This is a genomic window from Rhodopseudomonas palustris (assembly GCF_003591005.1).
Lineage (GTDB): Bacteria > Pseudomonadota > Alphaproteobacteria > Rhizobiales > Xanthobacteraceae > Rhodopseudomonas > Rhodopseudomonas palustris_K.
The window spans coordinates 1-22,041 of sequence record NZ_QYYD01000011.1 but is presented as its reverse complement, the minus strand read 5'-3'; the positions used below and the strand labels follow the sequence as shown (position 1 = coordinate 22,041).

Annotated in this window: 18 protein-coding genes; 6 read left to right on the top strand and 12 right to left on the bottom strand. The window is 65.8% G+C overall.

The genetic code is table 11. The annotated features are described in order from the left end of the window. Positions 1-163: 163 nt before the first annotated feature. Both D4Q52_RS12105 and D4Q52_RS12100 read right to left on the bottom strand, forming a co-directional pair. A complete protein-coding gene (locus tag D4Q52_RS12105; RefSeq protein WP_119856823.1) occupies positions 164-2,581 on the bottom strand; it encodes a bifunctional diguanylate cyclase/phosphodiesterase in 2,418 nt (805 codons plus the stop codon). Positions 2,582-2,760: 179 nt separating this feature from the next. After that, complete coding sequence (locus D4Q52_RS12100; protein WP_119856822.1) at positions 2,761-3,273, bottom strand: MarR family winged helix-turn-helix transcriptional regulator; 513 nt, start codon at positions 3,271-3,273, stop codon at positions 2,761-2,763. Between the two features lie 161 nt (positions 3,274-3,434). Between D4Q52_RS12100 and D4Q52_RS12095 the strand changes: the two genes are divergently transcribed. The 3 genes from D4Q52_RS12095 to D4Q52_RS12085 are packed head-to-tail and all read left to right on the top strand — an operon-like array spanning position 3,435 to position 6,963. After that, positions 3,435-4,475: a branched-chain amino acid ABC transporter permease gene (locus D4Q52_RS12095; protein ID WP_182915296.1), complete on the top strand. Its 1,041-nt coding sequence runs from the start codon at positions 3,435-3,437 to the stop codon at positions 4,473-4,475. Positions 4,476-4,480: 5 nt separating this feature from the next. After that, positions 4,481-6,250, top strand: coding sequence for an ABC transporter permease subunit (locus D4Q52_RS12090; RefSeq protein ID WP_119856821.1), 1,770 nt, complete (start codon positions 4,481-4,483; stop codon positions 6,248-6,250). Next, positions 6,247-6,963, top strand: a complete 717-nt coding sequence (locus tag D4Q52_RS12085) for an ABC transporter ATP-binding protein (protein ID WP_119856820.1) — start codon at positions 6,247-6,249, stop codon at positions 6,961-6,963. Before D4Q52_RS12090 ends, D4Q52_RS12085 begins: the two co-directional genes overlap by 4 nt. Positions 6,964-6,977: 14 nt before the next feature. On the opposite strand, the gene D4Q52_RS12080 is transcribed toward D4Q52_RS12085, so the two are convergent. From D4Q52_RS12080 to D4Q52_RS12035, 9 genes are all read right to left on the bottom strand, one after another. Beyond that, complete coding sequence (locus D4Q52_RS12080) at positions 6,978-7,763, bottom strand: GGDEF domain-containing protein (protein WP_119856819.1); 786 nt, start codon at positions 7,761-7,763, stop codon at positions 6,978-6,980. Between the two features lie 309 nt (positions 7,764-8,072). After that, positions 8,073-9,230 (bottom strand): ABC transporter substrate-binding protein, encoded by a 1,158-nt coding sequence (locus D4Q52_RS12075; protein ID WP_119856818.1) that lies wholly within the window; start codon positions 9,228-9,230, stop codon positions 8,073-8,075. A gap of 77 nt (positions 9,231-9,307) precedes the next feature. Then, positions 9,308-9,727: an acyl-CoA thioesterase gene (locus D4Q52_RS12070; RefSeq protein ID WP_119856817.1), complete on the bottom strand. Its 420-nt coding sequence runs from the start codon at positions 9,725-9,727 to the stop codon at positions 9,308-9,310. A gap of 321 nt (positions 9,728-10,048) precedes the next feature. Then, positions 10,049-11,932, bottom strand: a complete 1,884-nt coding sequence (locus D4Q52_RS12065; protein ID WP_119856951.1) for a feruloyl-CoA synthase — start codon at positions 11,930-11,932, stop codon at positions 10,049-10,051. A 13-nt stretch (positions 11,933-11,945) separates the two neighbouring features. Next, positions 11,946-12,752 (bottom strand): crotonase/enoyl-CoA hydratase family protein, encoded by an 807-nt coding sequence (locus tag D4Q52_RS12060; RefSeq protein WP_119856816.1) that lies wholly within the window; start codon positions 12,750-12,752, stop codon positions 11,946-11,948. A 512-nt stretch (positions 12,753-13,264) separates the two neighbouring features. Further along, positions 13,265-13,726, bottom strand: a complete 462-nt coding sequence (locus D4Q52_RS12050) for a DUF3237 domain-containing protein (RefSeq protein ID WP_119856814.1) — start codon at positions 13,724-13,726, stop codon at positions 13,265-13,267. A 125-nt stretch (positions 13,727-13,851) separates the two neighbouring features. Continuing rightward, entirely contained in the window at positions 13,852-15,156 is a 1,305-nt protein-coding gene (locus D4Q52_RS12045) for a TRAP transporter large permease (protein WP_119856813.1), read from the bottom strand. 6 nt (positions 15,157-15,162) lie between these two features. After that, complete coding sequence (locus D4Q52_RS12040) at positions 15,163-15,657, bottom strand: TRAP transporter small permease (RefSeq protein ID WP_119856950.1); 495 nt, start codon at positions 15,655-15,657, stop codon at positions 15,163-15,165. 290 nt (positions 15,658-15,947) lie between these two features. Beyond that, positions 15,948-16,973, bottom strand: coding sequence for a TRAP transporter substrate-binding protein (locus tag D4Q52_RS12035; protein ID WP_119856812.1), 1,026 nt, complete (start codon positions 16,971-16,973; stop codon positions 15,948-15,950). Between the two features lie 186 nt (positions 16,974-17,159). Here D4Q52_RS12035 and pobA point away from each other — a divergent pair, with 186 nt between their 5' ends. Next, entirely contained in the window at positions 17,160-18,329 is a 1,170-nt protein-coding gene (gene pobA / locus D4Q52_RS12030) for a 4-hydroxybenzoate 3-monooxygenase (protein ID WP_119856811.1), read from the top strand. 326 nt (positions 18,330-18,655) lie between these two features. Here pobA and D4Q52_RS12025 read toward each other — a convergent pair whose 3' ends face one another. Beyond that, complete coding sequence (locus D4Q52_RS12025; RefSeq protein WP_119856810.1) at positions 18,656-20,005, bottom strand: amidase; 1,350 nt, start codon at positions 20,003-20,005, stop codon at positions 18,656-18,658. 247 nt (positions 20,006-20,252) lie between these two features. Here D4Q52_RS12025 and D4Q52_RS12020 point away from each other — a divergent pair, with 247 nt between their 5' ends. Continuing rightward, a complete protein-coding gene (locus D4Q52_RS12020) occupies positions 20,253-20,660 on the top strand; it encodes a Zn-ribbon domain-containing OB-fold protein (protein ID WP_119856809.1) in 408 nt (135 codons plus the stop codon). A 5-nt stretch (positions 20,661-20,665) separates the two neighbouring features. Beyond that, positions 20,666-21,805 carry a thiolase C-terminal domain-containing protein gene (locus D4Q52_RS12015; RefSeq protein ID WP_119856808.1) on the top strand — a complete coding sequence of 380 codons (1,140 nt, stop codon included), beginning with the start codon at positions 20,666-20,668 and terminating at the stop codon, positions 21,803-21,805. Positions 21,806-22,041 lie beyond the last annotated feature (236 nt).

Here is a 22,041-nt window from a genome sequence, read left to right as displayed (position 1 = left end):
CATGGCCAGGCTTGTCCCGGCCATCTACGCCCTTTTCTTGTTACTACTTCCGCGAGGCGTGGATGCCCGGGACGAGCCCGGGCATGACGTGTGGAGAGGATTAGCCTGAACTCTGGACGCAATTTCGGCCAGCCTTGTGGCACTCAGTTCTAGATCACGCCGATCACTTCGCGCCGGCAGCCGTTTCCCGCCCTGCCGCAATCATCGAGCCCCCGGTCCAGGCGCGATACTGATCGGCCGGTTGAGGCCGCCCGGTGAGGAAGCCCTGAAACTCGTCGCAGCCCTGCTGGATCAGAAAGTCGAGCTGATCGTCCTGCTCGACGCCTTCGGCGATCACCGACAGGCCGAGGCTGTGGCCGAGGCCTATGATGGCGTTGACGATGGCGCGCGACTGCGGATTCGACATCAGCTGCGCGACGAAGCCGCGGTCGATCTTGATCTTGTCGAACGGGAACGACTGCAGATAGGACAGCGACGAATAGCCGGTACCGAAATCGTCCATCGCCAGATGCGCGCCGAGATCCTTGATGCGGCGGAGCTGGCCGATGGCGCGGCCGTCGTCCTGCATCAGCACGCCTTCGGTGATCTCGATGTGCAGCCGGTCGGGCTGCAGCCCGGTCTCGAACAGGATCGACAGCAGCATCGACGGGACGTCGCCACGCTTGAAATCGATCGGCGACAGATTGACGGCGATCGACAGCGGCTTGTCCCAGCCGGCGGCCTCGCGGCACGCGGCGCGCAGGATCTGTTCATCGATCTCGCTGATCAGGCCGGTCTCCTCGGCCAGTGGAATGAAAACCGCCGGAGGCACCAGGCCGCGCGTTGGATGCCGCCAGCGGCCGAGCACCTCGAAGCCGATGATCTCGCCGGACGCGGAGACCTGCGGTTGGAAGTACGGCTCGAACGATTTCCTCTCGACCGCCTCGAGCAGGTCGCGATGCAAGGTGCGCTTCTCGCGCAGGCTGTTGTCGAGCGAGGTCTCGAAAAACCGGAACGAGCCGCGCTGGTCGCCCTTGACCCGGTACAGGGCCGCGTCAGCGTTGACGAGCAATTCTTCAGCGGTGCGACCGTTATCCGGAAACATCGCCACGCCCATCGAGCAGCTGGCGCGGATCGCTCCGCCCTTGAGCTGGAAGTCGCGCGCAAACGCGGCGACAATGCGCTCGCACAACGTCTCCGCATCTTCGGGCTGAGTGCCCTCTTTGGTCAGGACCACGAACTCATCACCGCCGATCCGGGCGACGAACGCGCCGGTCCCCGCCTCGGTCAGCCGCCGCGCCACTTCGCGCAGGAACTCATCACCGGCGGCATGGCCGTAGACGTCGTTGATTTCCTTGAAGTGATCGAGGTCGACGCAAATCGCCGCGAAGCTGGTCTCGCCGGCGCTCGCGCGCGCGGTCAAGTCGGCGAGCTGCTTGTCGAAGGTGATGCGGTTCGGCAGCTGCGTCAGCGCATCGTGATGCGCCAGAAACTCGATCCGCGCGCGGCTCTGCATGCGCTCGGTGTAGTCTTCGTAGGTGATCACCCAGCCGCCATTCGGCATCGGCTGATAGGTGATGTGGATGTCGCGGCCATCGGTCAGCGATGCCATCCAGTCCGTCGCCTTGCGATCCGCGATCGCTGCGGCCAGCTTGCTGCGATGGGTGTCGACATCGGCGAACATCGTGCCTGCGGCCGCCTTCAACTGCAGCTGATAGCTGTAGTCGCGGCCGTAAACGACGTCTCCATCCGTCAGGCGATACAGCTCGAGATACTGGGCGTTGCAGAGCTGCAGCTTGCCGTCCGCATCATACATGCACAGGCCCTGGCCCATGTTGTTGAGAGCGGCGTCGAGCTGCAGGCTGCGTTCGGTGACGCGCCGATGGCTGCTGCGATCGATCAGTGCCGCGAACAGACCGGCGCCGACGATCGCGCAGGTGGCGAGCGCGACCGTGAAACACAGCGCCAGCGGCGACAACCGCGGCGACAGCGGATCGACCTGGACGGCGGGCAGCAGTTCGATCGCGCCCATGGCGATGAAATGGTGCGAGGTGATCGCCAGCGTCAGCAGCACGCCGGCGCCTGTCAGCTTCCACTTCGAGTCACCGCCCTGGGCCAGCGCGACAGCGCCGATCGCCAGAAGGATGCCGAACAGGATCGAGGTGACGACGATGCTGTTGTTCCAGACCAGCATCAGATTGAGCGAGGCCATGCCGGTGTAGTGCATCGCTGCGATGCCGATGCCGATCAAACCGCCGCCGGCCACAACGCTCCACCGCCGGCCGCCATGTGCGGCGGCCACGAAGCCGAGCGTCGTCATCACTGTCGCGAGGATCAACGACGCCACGGTCAGCTTCAGATCGTAATCGACCTCCACACCCGGCGTGTAGGCCAGCATCGCGATGAAGTGCGTGGCCCAGATGCCGCCGCCTGTGACCGCGCCGGCAGTCAGCAACCAGAATGTGCCGGCGCGCTCGTCACCGACGCGCGCGCGCTGATACAGGTTGACGGCCGCAAGGCTGGTGAGAAAGCAGACGACGCCAGCAACGAGAACAAGTCTCCAGTCATGCTGCGTTTCGAGACAATTCCAAACCCTGAACATTCCAAACCTGCTGAGCGACGGCACTTGCGTACCGCCCACAGCTAACTCAGGCTTTAACGTCAGGGTAACCGGTCGCTGGGGCTGGATTCAGCGTTAGCGGGACATGAACGGGAACTCGGGGAAACCGTCACGCGGCCAACTAACCGCACAGCGCGACATCAAATGATCCGATCGCGCAATCAGAACTCGCGCGCGATCTTCGCCAGCATCGCCAGCAGCGCCGTGCGGTTGTCCTCGCCGATCAGCTCGATCAACCGCGCTTCGTGCTGGGTCTCGACCAGCTTCTTGGCACGGGCCAGCGTCGCGCGGCCCTTGTCGGTCAGCATCAGGATGTGCGAGCGGCGATCGTTCGGCGAGCGGGTGCGCACGCACAAGCCGCGCCCCTCCAGCGCGTCGAGCATCGCCACGAAGTTCGGTCGCAGGATGCCGAGCGTGGTGGCGATCTCGGTCTGGTTGCGGCCGGGATTGGCGTCGAGCAGCAGCAGCACCGAGAATTGCGCCGGGGTCAGCTGCACCGGCGCGACGCAGTGCAGGAAGTCTTCGAACACGCGCAGCTGCGCCCGCTTCAGCGCGTAGCCGAGCAGCCCGGCGAGCTCGCCCATCGCCAGTTCGCCGGACTCGTGGACGACGCCGGCGGGATGCTGTTTGCGGTCTGAGATCGACTTGCCGGCGGCAGGTTTAGAAACGGTCATTGCCTCGGCCCCTGGTGCTGATCGATTGTGCGACCCTCGCGCGGGGCCTTGAGCTTATAATCGATAATTGTTATGCATCATATCAAATTGGCTGCGCAGAATTCAACTGGCAGCCGGCGGGTCGCGGCGGGGGCCGCACTCCGCGGGAGGGGAGCGTCCGCTTGAACACCACGATTCTGCTATTTCTGCTGCAGGACGGCATCACCAACGGCGCGATCTACGCGCTGCTCGGGTTGGCGCTGGTGCTGGTCTTCGCGGTGACGCGGGTGATCCTGATCCCACAGGGCGAATTCATCACCTTCGGCGCACTGACCTACGCGACGTTGTCGACCGGCGGCTCGCCCGGCACGGCGTATCTGGCGATGGTGATGGGCGTCGTCGCCTTCGCGTTCGAAATGTTCGGCATCCGCAAGTCGCTGCAGGCCGGCAAAGTGGTCCGCGCCTTGCTGATTTATCTGGTGTTTCCGGCGATCGTGCTCGGGCTGACGATGGCCCTGCCCGCCACCAAGCCCGGCGTCGCGGTGAACATCGCGCTGTCGCTGCTGATCGTCGCCGCGATCGGGCTGTTTCTGTATCGCATCGCCTTCCAGCCGCTGGCGCATACATCCGTACTGGTGCTGCTGATCGCCTCGGTCGGCACCCATCTGGCGCTGCAAGGCTTTGGTCTGGTGTTCTTTGGCGCCGAAGGCCTGCGCGGTCCGCCGCTGTCGGATGCGGCGGTGACGCTCGGGCCGCTGCGCTTCACCGGCCAGAGCCTCGCCGTCTACGCCATCACCATCGTGGTGATGATCGGTTTGTGGCTGTTCTTCGGCTACACCCGCTACGGCAAGGCGCTGCGCGCCACCGCGGTCAACCGTCTCGGCGCCCGACTGGTCGGCATCCGCACCTCGTTGTCGGGCCAGCTCGCCTTCCTGCTCGCCTCCGTCATCGGCGCGATCTCCGGCATCCTGATCGTGCCGATCACTACGCTCTATTACGACACCGGTTTCCTGATCGGTCTCAAGGGCTTCGTCGCCGCGATCATCGGCGGCCTGATCAGTTATCCGCTCACCGCGGTGGCGGCGATCGTGGTCGGCGTGGTCGAGGCGTTCTCCTCGTTCTACGCCTCGAACTACAAGGAGGTCATCGTCTTCACGCTGATCCTGCCGGTGCTGGTGCTGCGCTCGCTCGCGGCTCCCGCGGTCGAAGAAGAGAAGGATTGAGCGCGATGCCGCGTTGGCTCCCTGTTCTGGTGTTCGGCATCGTGATGGCGGCGCTGCCGCTGATCCCCGGCATGCCGCCGTTCTGGATCGTGCTGCTCGACAATATCGGCCTCGCCGCGCTGGTGGCGATGGGCCTGGTGCTGCTGACCGGCGTCGGCGGCCTCACCTCGTTCGGCCAAGCCGCGTTCTGCGGCTTCGGCGCCTACACCACCGCCTATCTGACCACGGTGTACGGCCTGTCGCCGTGGCTGACCCTGCCGCTGTCGCTGCTGGTCGCGGGCGGCGCCGCGGTGATCCTGGGGCTGATGACGGTGCGGCTCAGCGGCCATTATCTGCCGCTCGGCACTATCGCCTGGGGCATTGCGCTGTTCTATCTGTTCAGCAAGCTCGACTTCCTCGGCCGCAACGACGGCATCTCGCGAATACCGCCGCTGTCGGTCGGCTCGCTGGAGATGTGGTCGCCGCAGTCGATCTATTTCGTGATCTGGGCGATGGTGCTGATCAGCGCCCTCCTCACCATGAACCTGCTCGACAGCCGCACCGGCCGAGCCATCCGCGCGCTGCGCCGCGGCCACATCGCCGCCGAAGCGTTCGGCGTGCGCACCGCGCGGGCGAAGCTGCTCGTCTTCATCTACGCCGCGGTGCTGGCGGGCCTGTCCGGCTGGCTCTACGCGCACTTCCAGCGCAACGTGAACCCGACGCCGTTCGGTCCGCAGGCCGGCATCGAATATCTGTTCATCGCCGTAGTCGGCGGCGCCGGATATGTCTGGGGCGGCGTGCTCGGCGCGGCGATCGTGATCGTGCTGAAGGAAGTTCTGCAGAGCTATCTGCCGCTGCTGTTCGGCGGCCAGGGCCAGCTCGAGATCATCGTGTTCGGCATCCTCTTGGTGATCCTGCTGCAGCTCGCGCCGGGCGGCGTCTGGCCGTGGCTGAGCAATCTCGTTCCGATCAAGACGCGCCGCGCGCGGATCGATCCGGGCGCCGCGCCGCCGCCGCGCGAACGCACGCTGGCCGAGACCGGCACGCTGCTCAAGGTCGAACGCGCGCGCAAACAATTCGGCGGCGTGGTCGCGGTCAACGACGTGTCGTTCGAGGTCCACGCCCGCGAGATCGTCGCGCTGATCGGCCCGAACGGCGCCGGCAAGTCGACCACCTTCAACCTGATCACCGGCATCCTCACCACTACGGGCGGGCGCATCGAACTGCACGGCAAGCCGATCGACAACGCGCCGCCGCAGGACGTGGTGCAACTCGGCATCGCCCGCACCTTCCAGCACGTCAAGCTGGTGCCGGATATGACCGTACTGGAGAACGTCGCGATCGGCGCGCATCTTCGCGGCACCGCCGGCGCTATCAGCAGCATGCTGCGGTTCGACCGCGCCGAGGAAACCAAGATCCTCGCCGAGGCGACCCGGCAGATCGAGCGCGTCGGGCTCGGCGCCGAGATCGATCAGCTCGCGGGCTCGCTCTCGCTTGGCCAACAGCGCATCGTCGAGATCGCGCGTGCGCTGTGCGCCGATCCGGTGCTGCTGCTGCTGGACGAGCCCGCGGCGGGCCTGCGCCATATGGAAAAGCAGCGCCTCGCCGCGCTGCTGCGGCAACTGCGCGACGGCGGCATGTCGGTGCTGCTGGTCGAACACGACATGGGCTTCGTGATGGATCTGGCCGACCGCATCGTCGTGCTGGATTTCGGCACACGGATCGCCGAGGGCACGCCGGAGACGATCAAGACCAATCCCGAAGTGATCAAGGCCTATCTCGGAGCGTCGGCATGAGCGCGCTGCTGCAGATCTCCGACGTGTCGGTGTCGTACGGCAAAGTCGAGGCGGTCCGCTCCGTCAATCTCGAGGTGCGCTCGCGCGAGATCGTGACCGTGGTCGGCGCCAACGGCGCCGGCAAGACCACGCTGCTGAGCGCCACCATGGGCATCTTCCCGCTCAAGGGCCGCGTCATGTTCGACGGCGTCGACATCTCCCGCCTCGACATCGAGGACCGCGTCGCCGTCGGTCTGTCGCTGGTGCCCGAGCATCGCGAGCTGTTCGCCACCATGACGGTGGAGGACAATCTCGAACTCGGTGCCTTCCGCATCGCCAAGTCGGTCGCGGCGCAATCCCAGGAGCGCGTCTACGGGCTGTTTCCGCGGCTCAAGGAACGGCGCAAGCAGCTCGCCGGCACACTATCGGGCGGCGAGCAGCAGATGCTGGCGATGGGGCGGGCGCTAATGGGCGCGCCGAAACTGTTGATGCTCGACGAGCCGAGCCTCGGCCTCGCCCCGATTATCGTCGCCGATATCTTCCGCATCGTCGGCGAACTGCGCGAGGCCGGCGTCTCGGTGCTGCTGGTCGAGCAGAACGCCAAGGCGGCGCTGGCGATCGCCGACCGCGCTTACGTCATGGAGCTCGGCGAGTTCGTGCTCGACGGCAAGGCGTCGGAGGTCGCGGAGAACGAGCAGGTGGTGGCGAGCTATCTGGGCTTTTCGCACGCCTGAGCGCGGGACCGCGATCAGCAGGCGATCGCGACTTCGAGGTCGTTGATCTGCACCACGCAATTGCGGCCAAGATCCTTGGCGCGATACAGCGCCTGATCGGCTCGCCGCATCAGCGACGGCAGATCGCAGCCGGCGTTGTGAGTTGCAAGCCCGAAGCTCATCGTCACCGGCACATCGACGCCGCCGCCGCTGACCTTGGTCGAACACAGCCGGCACAGCGTCTGCATCGCACGCGTCGCCTGCTCGTCGCCGACGTCGATCATCAGTCCGGTGAACTCCTCGCCGCCGTGGCGGGCGATCAGCACGTCGTTGCGCGCGCCGAAATCCCGGAGAATATCGCCGATCCGCGCCAGCACGCGGTCGCCGGCGTCGTGGCCGTAACGATCGTTGATCGCCTTGAAGCGATCGATGTCGCACATCAACCCCACGACGCGCTGCCCGGCCGCAGCGGCCTGCGCCAGCAGCGCGGTGGCGGCTTCGTCGAAGCCGCGGCGGTTGAGCAGGCCGGTGAGCGGGTCGGTCCGCGATACCCGCAGCAGCTCGGCGCGCGTGAGCGCGAGCTGTTGCATCAGTCTGGCCGAGCGATAGCTCATCACCCCCGACAGCAGGATCGAGACCGACAGCGCCAGGATCATCGAGGCGTGCGTCACGGTGCCGACCGGCACCAGCGCGCTTTCATTGGTGCCGAGATCGGAGACCAGGAACGCCATCGTCACCAAACCCGTCAAACCACCGGCAATGGCCACCCGGCCTGCGGTGTAGCGGATCACGTCGCGACGCGTGACGATTGAATGCGGCATGCTCTGCAATCTTTCGGAGCAACGGCTTGCCTCGAATTGAGGAGCCGCTCCCCCCTCGCTCGTCGGCGAGTTGTTCGAATGCGCGTAGTATTACCAGCCTCGGCTCTGCAAACACGTTAAATTCGATCAATCCGCTTGATCAGACTTAACGGATTGATAACGCAATTGAACGATCGGCGCGGCCGCGGCGGAACCAATGGCTCTCCCCGTGTGCGCTGCTACGCTGGCGTCCAAGAAAAAGGCCGGCCCCGCATCAGCGAGGCCGGCATAGACTAGGCGGCGCGATGCGGGGCGTCCGCCCCGCGGTGCTTACTTCACCATGACGTACTTGCCGCCCTTCACCGTCAGCAGAATGCGCGAGCGGTCGTCGAGACCGTAGCGATCGGTTTCGGTGAAGCTGTAGACACCCTGGCTGGCGGCGATGTCCTTCTCGGTCATCAGCGCCTTGCGGATCGCTTCGCGGAACTCCTGCGTGCCGGGCTTGGCGGTCTTCAGCGCGACCGGAACCACGCGCTCCAGCACCTTGAAGGCATCGAACGAATGCCCGGCAAACTGGCTGCGGCTGTTCGGGCCGTACTTGGCCTCATAGGCGGTGTTGAGTTCGAGGCCCGGCTTCTTGGTCAGCACGCTGTCGTCCTGACCTTCCGGATCCATCACCGGTCCCGACGCCATCAGCACGCCTTCGGCCGACTTGCCGGCGATGCGGATGAAGTCCATCGAGGCGGCGCCATGGGTCTGGTAGATCAGGCCGGCGTAACCGCGCTCGCGCAGCGCCGTCTGCGGCAACGCCGCGGCGGTGCCCGAGGCGCCGACCAGGATGGCGTCCGGATTGGCGGCGACCAGCTTCAGCACCTGGCCGGCGACCGAGGTGTCGGGACGCGCGAAGCGTTCCTCGGCCACGATCTTGAGGCCCATCGCCTCGCCCTGCTTCTTCAGATCGTTGAACCATAGATCGCCATAGCTGTCGGAGTAACCGATGTAGCCGACGGTCTTGATGTTGTTCTTCTTCATGTGCTCGTACAGCACCTTGCCCATGATCGGGATCGGCTGCGGCATCGCCACCGACCATTTGGCGCGCTCCGGCGTGATCGGCAGCGGCGACAGCGCGAAGTGCGGCACCTGGGCCTCGTTGGCGACATTGGAGATCGCCACGCTCGGCGGCGTCACCGACGAACCCATGATCACATCGGCCTTCGATTCCGTGACGAAACGACGCGCATTGGTGGTCGCGGCCGTCGGGTCGCCGCCGTCGTCGAGCACGATCATCTTGATCGGGTGACCGGCGATCTCCTTCGACACGAACTCCAGCGCGTTGCGCTCCGGAATGCCGAGCGCGGCGGCCGGACCGGTCGTGGTGATGCTGATGCCCACCGTGATTTCATTGGTTTCCGCAAGCGCGGCGCCGGACAACGCCGGCAGTGCGATCGCCACGGCCATCGCGGTAACGGACAGCTTGAAGTGTCTCATCTGCTCCTCCCTCGTAATGCTGGCGGCCGTTCGGCCTGATTGTGGTGTCGTGTTCTTACGTCATGCGCGGCCGCAAGTCAGCCCCGCTTAAACTTCTCGACGATCTCCGCCGGGACCGGCGTCGACTTCAACTTGTCCGGGTCGGCCGGATCGCGGCCGACCAGCACCCGCGTCTCGGAGGCCTCGATCGCCAGCGCCTCGCCCTTCAGCACGCGGTGGCTCACCTCGAAGCTCGAACGATTGAATTTCTCGATCCGGCTCTCGATCGTGATCACGTCGCCGTAGGTCGAGGGGATGTAGAACTTGGCACGGGTGTCGACCATCGGGATGCCGACCAGTCCGTAGACCCTCACGAGATCTTGCTTGGAGCACCCCGCTGCGGCGAACAGCGCCGAGGTGGAGTCGTCGAACATCGCGAAATAGCGCGGGTAGTAAACAATATTGGCGGGATCGCAATCGCCCCACTGGATCTGCACGTCACGGCGGTTGGTAAGCATCGAGGCTAATCCAGTATGGCTACATCAAAGTTCGTCATTCCGGGACGCGCCCCTTGGCGCGGGCCCGGAATCCATATCCCCTGGCGGTGGTTATGGATTCCGGGCTCGCCGCTACGCGGCGCCCCGGAATGACGAACGTTAAGACTGTGCACGGCGCGGCAGTTGGTGAGCATAGGCGCTAATCCAATCCGAAAACATTCAAGTTCGTCATTCCGGGACGCGCCTCTTGGCGCGGGCCCGGAATCCATATTCCCCGACGGTGGTTATGGATTCCGGGCTCGCGCTACGCGCGCCCCGGAATGACGATCGCGAAGACATGGCCTAATCCACCGCGATGACGTGCGGCGGCGGCGGGTCGGTGTAGAGGTCGGCGATCAGGGCGGCGCGATGTTCGAGCACGGCGCGCTGGTTGACCGAGCCCTTGTCGGTGACTTCGCCGGCGTCGATCGACAGCGGCTCGCCGAGCAGCACGGCGCGGGTGATGCGGTTGGACGAGCCGGTCGCCTGCTCCAGCAGCTTGCGCAGACGCTCGCGGAGCGTGTCGCGGATGCCCTCGTCTTTCGCCATGGCGGCGAGATCGTCGAGCGCCAGCGCCGGATTGACCAGCTTGCAACCGTCGCCATCGAGGATCACCACCGCCGACACGCTGTCGCGGTCGAGCCCGGCGATCACCACGTCGCGCACCAGCGGCGCGCAGGCGGCGATGAACCTGGCGCGCAGCGGGCCGACGCTGACCCAGGTGCCCGATGCCAGCTTGAAATCCTCGGAGATGCGGCCGTCGAAATCGAAGCCGGCAGACAGATTGTTCGGATCGACCGGCTTCAGCGCATCGTTAAGCTTGTAGTAGCCCTCCTCGTCGAACGCCTTCGCGGTGAGTTCGGGCGCGCGCCAGTAGCCCGGCGTGATATTCGGGCCCTTGGCGCGAACTTCGAGCTTGCCGTTGTTCGGCACCAGCTTGGCTTCGTTGCCGGGCACCGGCAGGCCGACGTGACCCGAGCGCGAGGTCTGCGGCGTCACCGACATGAAGAACGGCGCGGTCTCGGTGGCGCCGAGGCCGGTGAGCATCGGCACGCGCGCGCCGGTCTCCTGCACGGCGACCTCGTCGAGCCCGTCCCAGACATGGCGCGCGAGACTTGCCCCGGAGAAGAACATCGCGTGCAGCTTGCTGAAGAACAGCTTCCGCAACGCTGTATCCTCGCGCAGCACCGGCAGCAGCGACTCGTAACCCTTCGGCACGTTGAAATACACCGTGGGAGCGATCTCGCGCAGATTGCGGATGGTCGCCGCGATGCCGGCCGGCGTCGGCTTGCCGTCGTCGATATACATCGAGCCGCCGTTGAACAGCGTCAGGCCGATATTGTGATTGCCGCCAAACGTGTGATTCCACGGCAGCCAGTCGACGATCACCGGCGGCTCGTCCTTGAGGAACGCCATCGCCTCGCGGATCATCACCTGATTGGCGCAGATCATCCGCTGGGTGTTGATCACCGCCTTGGGATTGCCGGTCGAACCGGAAGTCAGCAGGAACTTCGCGATGGTGTCGTGGCCGATCGCGTCGTGCCTGGCCGACAGCTCGGGATGCTCGGGGGCGTTCAAGAGCTCATCGAGTGACGTCACCTTGCGGCCCGCCACCTCGCCGCGGCTCGCGGCGATCTCGACGCCCTCCGCCACGGTGGCGAGGATCGCCGGCGCGAACGGCGTGACGTCGTCGGCGAAGATCAGGCCGGGCGTCAGCAGCCCGACGATGTAGCGCAGCTTGCCGAAATCCTTCGACACCAGCGAATACGGCGGCGACACCGGACACATCGCGATGCCGGCATACAGCGCACCGAACATCACTTGGGCGTGGTCGATCGAATTGCCCGACAGGATCATCACCGGCCGTTCGGCCGACAGCCTGCGCGCCAGCAGCGCCGAGGCGATCTTCTGCGCCGCGCTCAGCATCTGCGCGTAGCTGATCGTACGCCAGCCGCCGGTCTTGTCGCGCTCCGCCATGAACACCCGGTCGGGGCTCTGTTCGGCGAAATGATGCAGGCGGTCGGTGATGCGCACCGGATAGTCGGCCAGGGTCGTGGTCGAGCGCACATAGATCGTGCCGTCCGCGGCGCGATCGGTGGTAATGCCGATCTGGCCGAACGAGATGTCGCGCAGCGGATGCAGCCCGCCGTCGCTCCCGGCCGTGTCGGCGCGTGCAGTCGCGTTCATCATGACATCCACCTCAGGTGGGTTTGACCTTGGCGGTCTTGTGATCGAGGAAGGCGCGGATCCGGTTCTTGGCTTCCTGATCGCTCTGCGCGACGGTGGCCATCAGCGATTCCATCAACAGGCCGGTCTGCGGATTGGCCTCGGCGATCATCGGCAGCGCCTGCAGCACGGCGAAATTGGTCAGTGGCGCGTTCTGCGCGACGCGGTTGCCGAGTTCGAGCGCCTTGTCGTAGGCCGAACCGCCCTCGACGAGATATTGCGAGAAGCCGTGCACCACGCCGTCCGCCGCCGAGTACACCCGGCCGGTCAGCATCATGTCGGCCATCCGCGCCACGCCGATCAGCCGCGGCAGCCGCACCGAGCCGCCGCCCCCGACGAAGATGCCGCGGCTGCCTTCCGGCAACGCGTAGTAAGCGGAGCTCTCGGCGACGCGGATATGCGCCGCGCAGGCGAGCTCGAGCCCGCCGCCGATCACCGCGCCCTTCAGCGCCGCGATCACCGGCACCCGGCAATACTGAACCTTGTCGAACACCCGGTGCCAGGTCTGCGAATGCACCAGCCCTTCGGTGGCGTCGCGTTCGCGCAGTTCGGACAGATCGAGGCCGGCGGAGAAGTGATCGCCGATGCCATGAATTACCACCGCGCGGATGTCGTCTGGGATATCGGTGAAGCAGTCTTTCAGCGCCGCCATCAGCCCGTCGTTCAGCGCGTTGCGCTTCTTCGGACGATTGAGGCCGATCGTCAGCACCGAGCCAACGGTTTCGACCACGAGGGTCGATGAGTCCGCGAGCGTCGCGGCAGAGGCGTTTCCTGTGAGCACTTATTAGGTCCTGTGCAGAATAGTTATAGACTATAACGAATGCGGCGGGAGTCAATGCGGCTGTTGCGACCGCCGGCGAACTTCTTCCCTTCTCGTGGGAGACGGTGGCGCTGTGCGCGTGGCAAGGCGCTTTGTAACGTCGGAGTCTCCGCTAGCACGGCGCGCTCCCTCTCCCGCTTGCGGGAGAGGGTTGGGGTGAGGGAGCCCCGAGCACTGACTCGCGGCCGCGCGGAGGCGCCCCCTCACCGGGCTTCGCCGCGCGAAGCCACTCTCTCCCACGAGGGGAGAGGGTTGCGCTGTGCCCGTGGAGAAGCGTCTCTCAACGACAGCCTCACTGCGAGCACAGCGCGCTCCCTCGCCCCGCTCTTGCGGGGAGAGGGTTGGGGTGAGGGGCGCCGCGGGCACTGAGTCTCGGCTTCGCGGAGGCGCCCCCTCACCCGGCTTGCATCTGGCGATGCAAGCCGACCTCTCCCCGCGCGCGGGGAGAGGTGAAGGCGGCGGCTTTGCTCGGCCTACAACACCTGATGCACGTCGACGACGACGCGATCGGCGTGGCGGGCGGCGGAGCCGATGAACAGATATTGGGTCAGCCACTGATAGTTGCGATGCCCGGTCTCGAAGCGTGGGCGGGTGCGGAAGTAGATCAGCTTGGGATCGACCGGCTCGCCGCGCTTCAGCTTCTGCAGCAGTTCGATCGGCCCGAACCGGATACCGAAATTCTCGACATAGACCACCGCGCCGTCGTCGGTCTCGAACGCGTATTTGGCTTCGAGCTCGATCAGTTCATTCGGCCGGATAATCTGGAAGTCGGCACCGGACGGCAGTATCCGGCCGTTCACTCCCTCGCCTTTCACGGTGCCGCCGATCACGGGAATCACGCGGCGTACGCCGGCCCCGGTGTCGCCCGCCGAGATCACCTCGCCGATATGCGCCGTGATGGTGAAGACGTAGCGGGTCTCGAGTGTGGGTGTCATGAGCGAAGTCCTCTGTCCTTCGTCATGGCCGGGCTTGTCCCGGCCATCCACGCCTTTCCTGCGTTTACGTCAGCAAGGCGTGGATGCCCGGGACGAGCCCGGGCATGACGGGCTTTGTTAGCTGGTCACCCGATCATCCGCATCGGCAGCCAGGTGGCGATCACCGGGAAGGCGACCAGGATGGCGAGGCGGATCAGGTCGGTGGCGACGAACGGCAGCACGCCCTTGAAGATCGTCGCCATGCTGACGTCCTTGATCACGCTCTTGATGACGAACACGTTCATGCCGACCGGCGGATGGATCAGACCGAGTTCGACCGTCATGACGATGATGATGCCGAACCAGATCGGATCGAAGCCGAGCGCCATGATCACCGGGAACACGATCGGCACGGTGAGGATCACCATCGCCATCGCGTCCATCAGGCAGCCGAGCACCAGATACATCAAGAGGATCAGCGCCAGCACGCCGTAGGGGCCGATGCCGAGGCCGGTGAGGAATTCGGTGATCAGCTGCGGCGTCTGGGTGATGGTGAGAAAATAGCCGAAGCACAGCGCGCCGATCAGCACGGTGAACACAGCCGCGGCGGTGCGGGTCGCCTGGAGCAGCGACTGCAGGATGCCGTCGCGGGTCAGCTTGCCGCGCAGGACGCCGATCAGGAACGCCCCGACGGCGCCGACCGCGCCGGCCTCGGTCGGAATGAAGAAGCCGCCGTAGAGACCGCCGATGACGAACACGAACAGCAGCAGCGGCGACCACACGTCGCGAAACGCCGACAGGCGCTCGCTCCACGACGCCTTCGGGCCGGCTGGCAGGAAGCCCGGCTTGGCGACGCCGATGATCCAGATGGTGATCATGTGCATCACGATCGCCAGCAGGCCCGGCACGATGCCGGCGATAAACAGTTTGCCGATGTCCTGCTGGGTGATGATGCCGTAGACGGCCAGCACCGTCGATGGCGGCAGCATCGCGCCAAGCGTGCCGCCGACCGCGATCACGCCGGTCGAGAACGACTGCGGATAGCCGAACCGCCGCATCTCCGGATAGGCCACCGCCGAGAACGTCGCGGCGGTCGCGACCGACGAGCCGGAGATCGCCGCAAAGCCGCCACAGGCGCCGATCGTGGCGATGCCGAGCCCGCCCTTCCAGTGCCCGACAAAGGTGTTGCCGGCGCGGAACAGCTCGCGGCTGATGCCCGACGCCGACACGAAGGCGCCCATCAAGAGGAACATCGGGATCACGCCGAACGAGTAGTCGGTGACGGTGCGCATCGTGGTCTGGCCGACCAGCTTGAGCGCCGGATCAAGCCCGGTGAGATAGCCGAAGCCGGTGGCGCCGACGAGGCCCATCGCCATGCCGACCGGCACCCGCAGCAGCATCAGCACGAACAGGCTGATGAAGCCGATCAGCGCAACCATTTCGTTGGACATCGCGGCCTACTCCACCGGCTTCATGCGCTGCTCGCGCATCTGCTCCGGATGGAAGATCAGCCGGAAGGTTCGAATTGCGATCAGCAGCACGGCGGAGACGTCGCCGATCCACGACACCAGATAGAACGGCCAGATCGGCACCTGCAGGTCCATGGTGACGATGTGGTCGGCGCGGGTGGTCACCACCTTGTCGAACAGCGTGTAGGTCTGCACCGAAACGACAAACAGCAGCACAAGCGTCGCGAAGATGTCGATGATGCGCTGCCAGCGCGGCGACGCTGCGGCCCACACCAGATCGACTGTGATGTGCGAGCCGCGATACGAGGTCGCCGCGATGCCCCAGAAGATCAGCACGCCGAGCATGAACTGACCGAAATTGTAGTAGTCCGGGATCGTCACCGCGAAGAATTTTCGCATGAACACCGCGAGGAAGGTGTTGAGCGCGACGATGCCGACGAAGAACGCCGCGATCCATTCGATCACGTCGATGAACCGATCCATCCGGTTCTTGGCGACGCGCTTGGTCTCCAGCGCACCGGGCAGCCGATCGGCCAGCTTGTCGAGGTCGGAGGTCATGGGGCCTGGAGGTTCTGGCTTGGAGAGTTGGTACCGTCATCACCATAAACGTATCGTCATTCCGGGGCGCGCCACCGGGTCCGGCCTTCGGCCGGCCCGATGACAGGCTCCGCGCGAGCCCGGAATCCATAAGCCCTGCAGGGGATATGGATTCCGGGCCTGCACCCCGTCGGGCTTCGCCCGCCGCGGTGCATCCCGGAATGACGAGGCACTGATTAAAGCCCCGCGTCGTACTTCTTCAGCGCGGCTTTCAGTTCGGCGTCGATCGCAGCCGCGTCGCCGCCGGCCTTCTTGACGCCTTCGGCCCAGGAGTCGCGCAGCGGCTGGGTGGCCTTCTTCCATTCGGCGAGTTGCTCGTCGGTGAGCGGATACACCTCGTGGCCTTCCAGCGCCTTCATTTTGGTGCGCCCGTTGGCTTCGAAGTCGACCCACGGATCGGTGACCTTGGAGGCCCATTCCGGCGTGCAGTGATCGTCGATGACCTTCTTCTGGTTCGGCGACAGCGCGTTGTAGGCCTTGAGGCCGATATTGTAGGTGAACACGGTCGAGTACAGCGGCACGTCCATGTGATACTTGACCACCTTGTCGATGCCGAACAGGAAGATCGAACCCCATGGGAAGGTGATCTCGTCGGCGACGCCGCGCTCCAGCGCGTCACGCGATTCCGGCGCCGAGGCCTGCACGTTGGTGCCGCCGAACAGCTTGACCATTTCGCCGATGGTCGACTGCGCCGGGCGCACCTTGAGGCCCTTCATGTCGGCCGGCAGCACCACCTTCTTCTTGCCGTGCAGCGCCCCCGGATCGTGGATGAAGGCGAAGCACAGCTTGGTGTCCTTCATCTCGGTCGGCGCGTATTTGTGGTACCACTCGTTGAACGCCTGCGTGCCCTTCTTGCCGTCCTTGAAGGTGAACGGCAGCTGGCCGGCAGAGACGATCGGGAAACGGCCGGGCTGATAGCCGGGATTGACATAGGTGACGTCGGCGATGCCGTCGCGCGCCATGTCGTAATGGTCGAACGCTTTGCCGAGTTGCTCGGAGGGGAAGACGGCCATCTTGATGGTGCCGCCCGAGGCCTTCTCGATGTCGGCCGCCCACTCCTTGGTGGCGGGCACCAGCGGATGCGCCGGCGGCACCCACAGCGAGACCTTCCAATTGACGGTCTTGTCCTGCGCCGACGCGGCGGTCACGCAAGCGGGCGTCACGCTGGCTGCGAGCAGCAGCGCGAGCATCGTTTTCCTCATCGAGGTCTCTCCCTGGTGGATGGCTTCAAGCGGCCTTTGGTTGTATTGTTATAGAACATAACCATTAAAGCAAGTGACGGCTGTGTAATAGCTGGTAGACGGCGGACCGCAACTGGACGGCGACGGCCGCGTCTCGTAACGAGTCCCCCAAACCAGCCTGCACACCAATCTGCCGGGGGAAAGCCCATGCGCACTCAAGTTGCCATTATCGGTGCCGGGCCTTCGGGCCTGCTGCTCGGCCAGTTGCTGCACAGCTACGGCATCGACGCGGTGATCCTCGAGCGCAAGGACCCTGACTACGTGCTGTCGCGCATCCGCGCCGGCGTGCTGGAACAGGGCATGGTCGGCCTGCTCGAAGAGGCCGGCGTCGCGACGCGGCTGCATCAGGAAGCGCTGGTGCATGACGGCTTCGAGATCGCGTTCTCGGGCCAGCGCAACCGCATCGACCTCAAGGGCTCGACCGGTGGCAAGGTCGTCACCGTCTACGGCCAGACCGAGGTGACTCGCGACCTGATGGAGGCGCGCACCAGCGCGGGACTGACCACGATCTACGACGCCGCCGACGTCACGCTGCACGATTTCGACGGCGAGGCGCCGAAGGTGCGCTGGACCAAGGACGGCACCAGCCACGAACTGACCTGCGATTACATCGCCGGCTGCGACGGCTTCCACGGCGTGTCGCGGCAGAGCGCAGCGGGCGCGGTCAAAACTTTCGAGCGGGTATATCCGTTCGGCTGGCTCGGCGTGCTGTCCGATACCCCGCCGGTGTCGCATGAGCTGATCTACGTCAACCACGACCGCGGCTTCGCGCTGTGCTCGATGCGCTCGGCGCATCGCAGCCGCTATTACGTGCAGTGCCCGCTCAGCGACGACGTTTCCGAATGGAGCGATCAGCGGTTCTGGGACGAGTTGAAGAGCCGGCTCGATCCGGAGACCGCCCATAAGCTGGTCACCGGCCCGTCGATCGAAAAGAGCATCGCGCCGCTGCGCTCCTTCGTGGCGGAGCCGATGCGGTTCGGCCGGCTGTTCCTCGCCGGCGACGCCGCCCATATCGTGCCGCCGACCGGCGCCAAGGGGCTCAACCTCGCCGCCAGCGACATCTATTATTTGTCGCGTGCGCTACGCGAGTATTACGGCGAAAAATCGAAGGCCGGCATCGACGCCTATTCGGCCAACGCGCTGCGCGGGGTGTGGAAGGCCGAGCGGTTCTCGTGGTGGATGACCTCGATGCTGCACCGCTTCCCCGACAGCGACGCCTTCTCCCAACGCATCCAGACCGCCGAGCTCGACTATTTGATCAGCTCGCAAGCCGCGATGACCTCGCTGGCGGAGAACTATGTGGGGTTGCCGTACTGAACTACGTGTAGCAGCTGTTTGGCTGTGATGAATCTGCCCCGTCATTGCGAGCGCAGCGAAGCAATCCAGAGCGCCGTGCACTGAGCTGGATTGCTTCGTCGCTTCGCTCCTCGCAATGACGGGGAGAGTTTGTCTTTCCAGCGCCGAATCAGACTTTTCCACCTGCACACCCTCATCCTGAGGAGCCCGGCGTAGCTCGAAGAGCAAAGCCGGACGTCTCGAAGGATGGGCCGCGCGACGCACGCGGCTGGCGCCCGTCGCCTTATGGTTCAAGACGGCGCTGCGCGCCTCCGCACCATGAGGAACAGAGGCAGGGCGAAGTTAGTTCAGCCGCAGATCACAGCCTCCACGCCCGCGGCCACCTCGAACAGCTTGCGGTCGGCACCGTTGACGCCCGCCAGCATCAGGCCGACCGGCGCTTCGCCGGCCTGGTGGCACGGCAGCGAGATGGCGCAGCCGTCGATCATGTTGATCAGCGTGCAGTTGCGCAGCGCCAGTAGGTTCGCTTTGGTGAACGCCTTGTCATCGGCCAAGTCGGCGATCTTCGGTGGGGTGATCGCGGCGGTCGGCAGCGCCACGGCGTCGTAGGGCGCGAGCCGCGCGGTGGCGCGGGTAATCAGCGATTTGCGGGCATCGACCGTGTCGATGTATTCCGCCGCGCTCTGGGTTTCGCCGCGCAGGATGCGCTCGCGCACCCGCGGATCGTAGACGTCGCCCTGCGCAACGATCAGATAGCGATGCCAGGCATAGCTCTCCGCCGCGGTCAGGCCGCCCTTGGCGCCGAGCGGCGCGACGTCGTTGAATTCCGGCACCTCGATCTTCTCGACGATGGCGCCGTGGCTCGCCAGCGTCTTCAGCGCGCGTTCGAACGCGGTGCGCACCGTTTCGTCCAGCTCGTCGAGCGCCACCGTGGTCGGCACCGCGATGCGCAGGCCCTTCACCGGGCGCGGCGTCAGCGGTACGACCTCTTCGTCGGCCAGCACGGCGTCGACCACCGCGCAGCAGGCGACGCTGCGCGCCAGCGGGCCGATCGAATCCAGCGAGAACGACAGCGGCACCGCGCCGTCGCGCGGCACGCGCTTCTGCGACGGCTTGTAGCCGACGATGCCGTTGAACGCCGCCGGGATGCGGCACGAGCCACCAGTGTCGGTGCCGAGCCCGACATGCGCCATGCCGTCGACCACCGACACCGCGGCGCCCGAAGACGAGCCGCCGGGGACGTAGCCGACATCGCGGCCATAGACCGATTTCGGCGTGCCGTAATGCGGATTGATGCCGATGCCCGAATAGGCGAATTCGGTCATATTGGTGCGGCCGATCACCACGAAGCCGGCGCGCCGCAGCCGCTCGACCGTGGGCGCGTCGCTCTCCGCCGGCGGATTGTCGTCGAGCGCGCGCGAGCCGGCGCGGGTGACCTGGCCCTTGATGTCGAACAGATCCTTGATCGACACCGGAATGCCCGCATAAGGCGACGGCGCCGCCTTGATGGCGCGCAGCGCGTCCATGGCGTCCGCGGCCTTCAGCGCCGCCTCCCGGTCGACACGGATGAAGGCGCGCGCGCCCTCGCCGGCCGCATCGTCGATCCGCGCCAGGCACTGTTCGACGAGCTTGCGCGCCGTGGTGCGGCCGGCGTCGAGATCCGCCGCGAGCGCGGCAAGCGTAGGTTGATGGGTCATGGCGTTCGTTCCGCTGGAGGGGCGATCGGCGCGCAGTCGGAGCGCCGATCGCTGAATTGAGGATCGGCGTCTCCTGTAGCGCGCAAGGCGGCGTTTGACCATGCGGACGCTGCTGATTGTTCGCCCGCCGGAATACGTTTGGCGCACATCCCCACGCGCCGGCCGCGTGTTGACGCTGGCCGGGCGATATCGCATCAAGACACACAACCAATGGGCCACCGAGCCAGCTCAGGGAGAAAACCAACACATGGCTGAACGCGCACGTCCCAAGATCACTCCCGAAACCCAGCATTACTGGGACGGCGCCAAGCAGGGCGAATTGCGGCTGCAGCGCTGCGATTCCTGCGCCCATGCGTACTTCCCGCCCCGCCCGTTCTGCCCGAAATGCGGCTCGCGCGAGGTCAGCGTGTTCAAGGCCTCCGGCAACGGCACGCTGTATTCCTACGTGATCAATCACCGCCCGCTGGCGGCCGGCTTCACCGAACCCTACGCGATCGCCGTGGTCGAGCTCGAAGAGGGCCCGCGGATGATGAGTAACATCCTGGAGTGTCCGCAGACCCCTGAGGCGCTCGAGCTCGACATGAAGCTGGAAGTCACCTTTCAGCAGATCGACGACAACCTCACCCTTCCGCAATTCCGTCCGGCGAAGGGGTAAGCACCATGCGTCGCAATCAGGTTGCTATCGTCGGCGCCGCCGAGACCACCAAGCTCGGCGTCATTCCCGACATGTCGCAGATCCAGCTGCACGCCGATGCCGCGCTCAACGCCATCGCCGACGCCGGGCTGAAGCTGTCGGACATCGACGGCATCGCCACCGCGGTGGAGACGCCGCAGCAGATCGCCCACTATCTCGGCATCACCCCGACCTGGGTCGACGGCACCTCGGTCGGCGGCTGCTCGTTCATGCTGCACGTTCGCCACGCCGCCGCGGCGATCGAGGCCGGGCTGTGCAAGACCGTGCTGATCACCCACGCCGAGAGCGGCAAGTCGATGATCGGCAAGCTGCCGCGCTCGATTCCCGCCGACAGCCTGCAGGGCCAGTTCGAAGCGCCCTACGGCATCTACGGGCCGCCGAGCCAGTTTCCGATTCCGGTGCTGCGCTTCATGAAGACCCACGGCATCACCCACGAGCAGATCGCCTCCGTGGCGGTGGTGCAGCGCGAGTGGGCGGCGAAGAATCCGCGCGCTATGATGAAGGACCCGATCACCGTCGCGGACGTGCTCAACTCGCGGATGATCGCCTATCCGTTCCGGCTGTTGCAGTGCTGCCTTGTCACCGACGGCGGCGGCGCGCTGATCATGACCTCGGCCGATCGCGCCAAGGACTTCCCGCACAAGCCGGTCTATGTGCTCGGCACCGGCGAGAGCGTCGAGACGCCGATGGTCAGCCAGATGGAGAGCTTCAACTCCTCGCGCGCCTTCAAGGTGGCGGGCCCGACCGCGTTCCGCGAGGCTGGTATCAGCCACAGCGACGTCGATCACCTGATGATCTACGACGCGTTCGCGCATCTGCCGCTGTTCGGCCTCGGCGACCTCGGCTTCATGCCCTATGAGGAGACCGGCAAGTTCATCGCCGACGGTAACACCCGCCCCGGCGGCAAGCTGCCGCTCAACACCAATGGCGGCGGCCTTAGCTACATGCACTCCGGCATGTACGGCATGTACGCGCTGCAGGAGAGCGTCCGCCAGATGCGCGGCATCGCGCCCGCGCAGGTGGAAGGCGCCAAGATCTCGGTCTGCCACGGCGTCGGCGGCATGTTCGCCGCGTCGGGCACGATCATTTTCACGAACGAGAAGTAGTTCAACCTCTCCGCGCCGCGAGGCGCACTCCCTCTCCCCGCCTGCGGGGAGAGGGCTGGGGTGAGGGGGCGCCTCTACGAGGCCGAGAGGCTCGGCGACGTGGAGACGGGGGGGGGGGGGGGGGGGGGGGGGGGGGGGGGGGGGGGGGGGGGGGGGGGGGGGGGCGGGGGGGGGGCGGGCGGCGGGGGGGGGGGGGGGCGCCCCGCCCCGCGGCGCGCCGCGGCGCGGGGGCGCGC

Bases quoted from the DNA above. Each gene is read 5' to 3' on its own strand.
- D4Q52_RS12105 (WP_119856823.1), bottom strand. From the start codon at position 2,581: ATGTTCAGGGTTTGGAATTGTCTCGAAACGCAGCATGACTGGAGACTT.
- D4Q52_RS12100 (WP_119856822.1), bottom strand. From the start codon at position 3,273: ATGACCGTTTCTAAACCTGCCGCCGGCAAGTCGATCTCAGACCGCAAA.
- D4Q52_RS12090 (WP_119856821.1), top strand. From the start codon at position 4,481: ATGCCGCGTTGGCTCCCTGTTCTGGTGTTCGGCATCGTGATGGCGGCG.
- D4Q52_RS12085 (WP_119856820.1), top strand. From the start codon at position 6,247: ATGAGCGCGCTGCTGCAGATCTCCGACGTGTCGGTGTCGTACGGCAAA.
- D4Q52_RS12080 (WP_119856819.1), bottom strand. From the start codon at position 7,763: ATGCCGCATTCAATCGTCACGCGTCGCGACGTGATCCGCTACACCGCA.
- D4Q52_RS12075 (WP_119856818.1), bottom strand. From the start codon at position 9,230: ATGAGACACTTCAAGCTGTCCGTTACCGCGATGGCCGTGGCGATCGCA.
- D4Q52_RS12070 (WP_119856817.1), bottom strand. From the start codon at position 9,727: ATGCTTACCAACCGCCGTGACGTGCAGATCCAGTGGGGCGATTGCGAT.
- D4Q52_RS12065 (WP_119856951.1), bottom strand. From the start codon at position 11,932: ATGAACGCGACTGCACGCGCCGACACGGCCGGGAGCGACGGCGGGCTG.
- D4Q52_RS12050 (WP_119856814.1), bottom strand. From the start codon at position 13,726: ATGACACCCACACTCGAGACCCGCTACGTCTTCACCATCACGGCGCAT.
- D4Q52_RS12045 (WP_119856813.1), bottom strand. From the start codon at position 15,156: ATGTCCAACGAAATGGTTGCGCTGATCGGCTTCATCAGCCTGTTCGTG.
- D4Q52_RS12040 (WP_119856950.1), bottom strand. From the start codon at position 15,657: ATGGATCGGTTCATCGACGTGATCGAATGGATCGCGGCGTTCTTCGTC.
- D4Q52_RS12035 (WP_119856812.1), bottom strand. From the start codon at position 16,973: ATGAGGAAAACGATGCTCGCGCTGCTGCTCGCAGCCAGCGTGACGCCC.
- pobA (WP_119856811.1), top strand. From the start codon at position 17,160: ATGCGCACTCAAGTTGCCATTATCGGTGCCGGGCCTTCGGGCCTGCTG.
- D4Q52_RS12025 (WP_119856810.1), bottom strand. From the start codon at position 20,005: ATGACCCATCAACCTACGCTTGCCGCGCTCGCGGCGGATCTCGACGCC.
- D4Q52_RS12020 (WP_119856809.1), top strand. From the start codon at position 20,253: ATGGCTGAACGCGCACGTCCCAAGATCACTCCCGAAACCCAGCATTAC.
- D4Q52_RS12015 (WP_119856808.1), top strand. From the start codon at position 20,666: ATGCGTCGCAATCAGGTTGCTATCGTCGGCGCCGCCGAGACCACCAAG.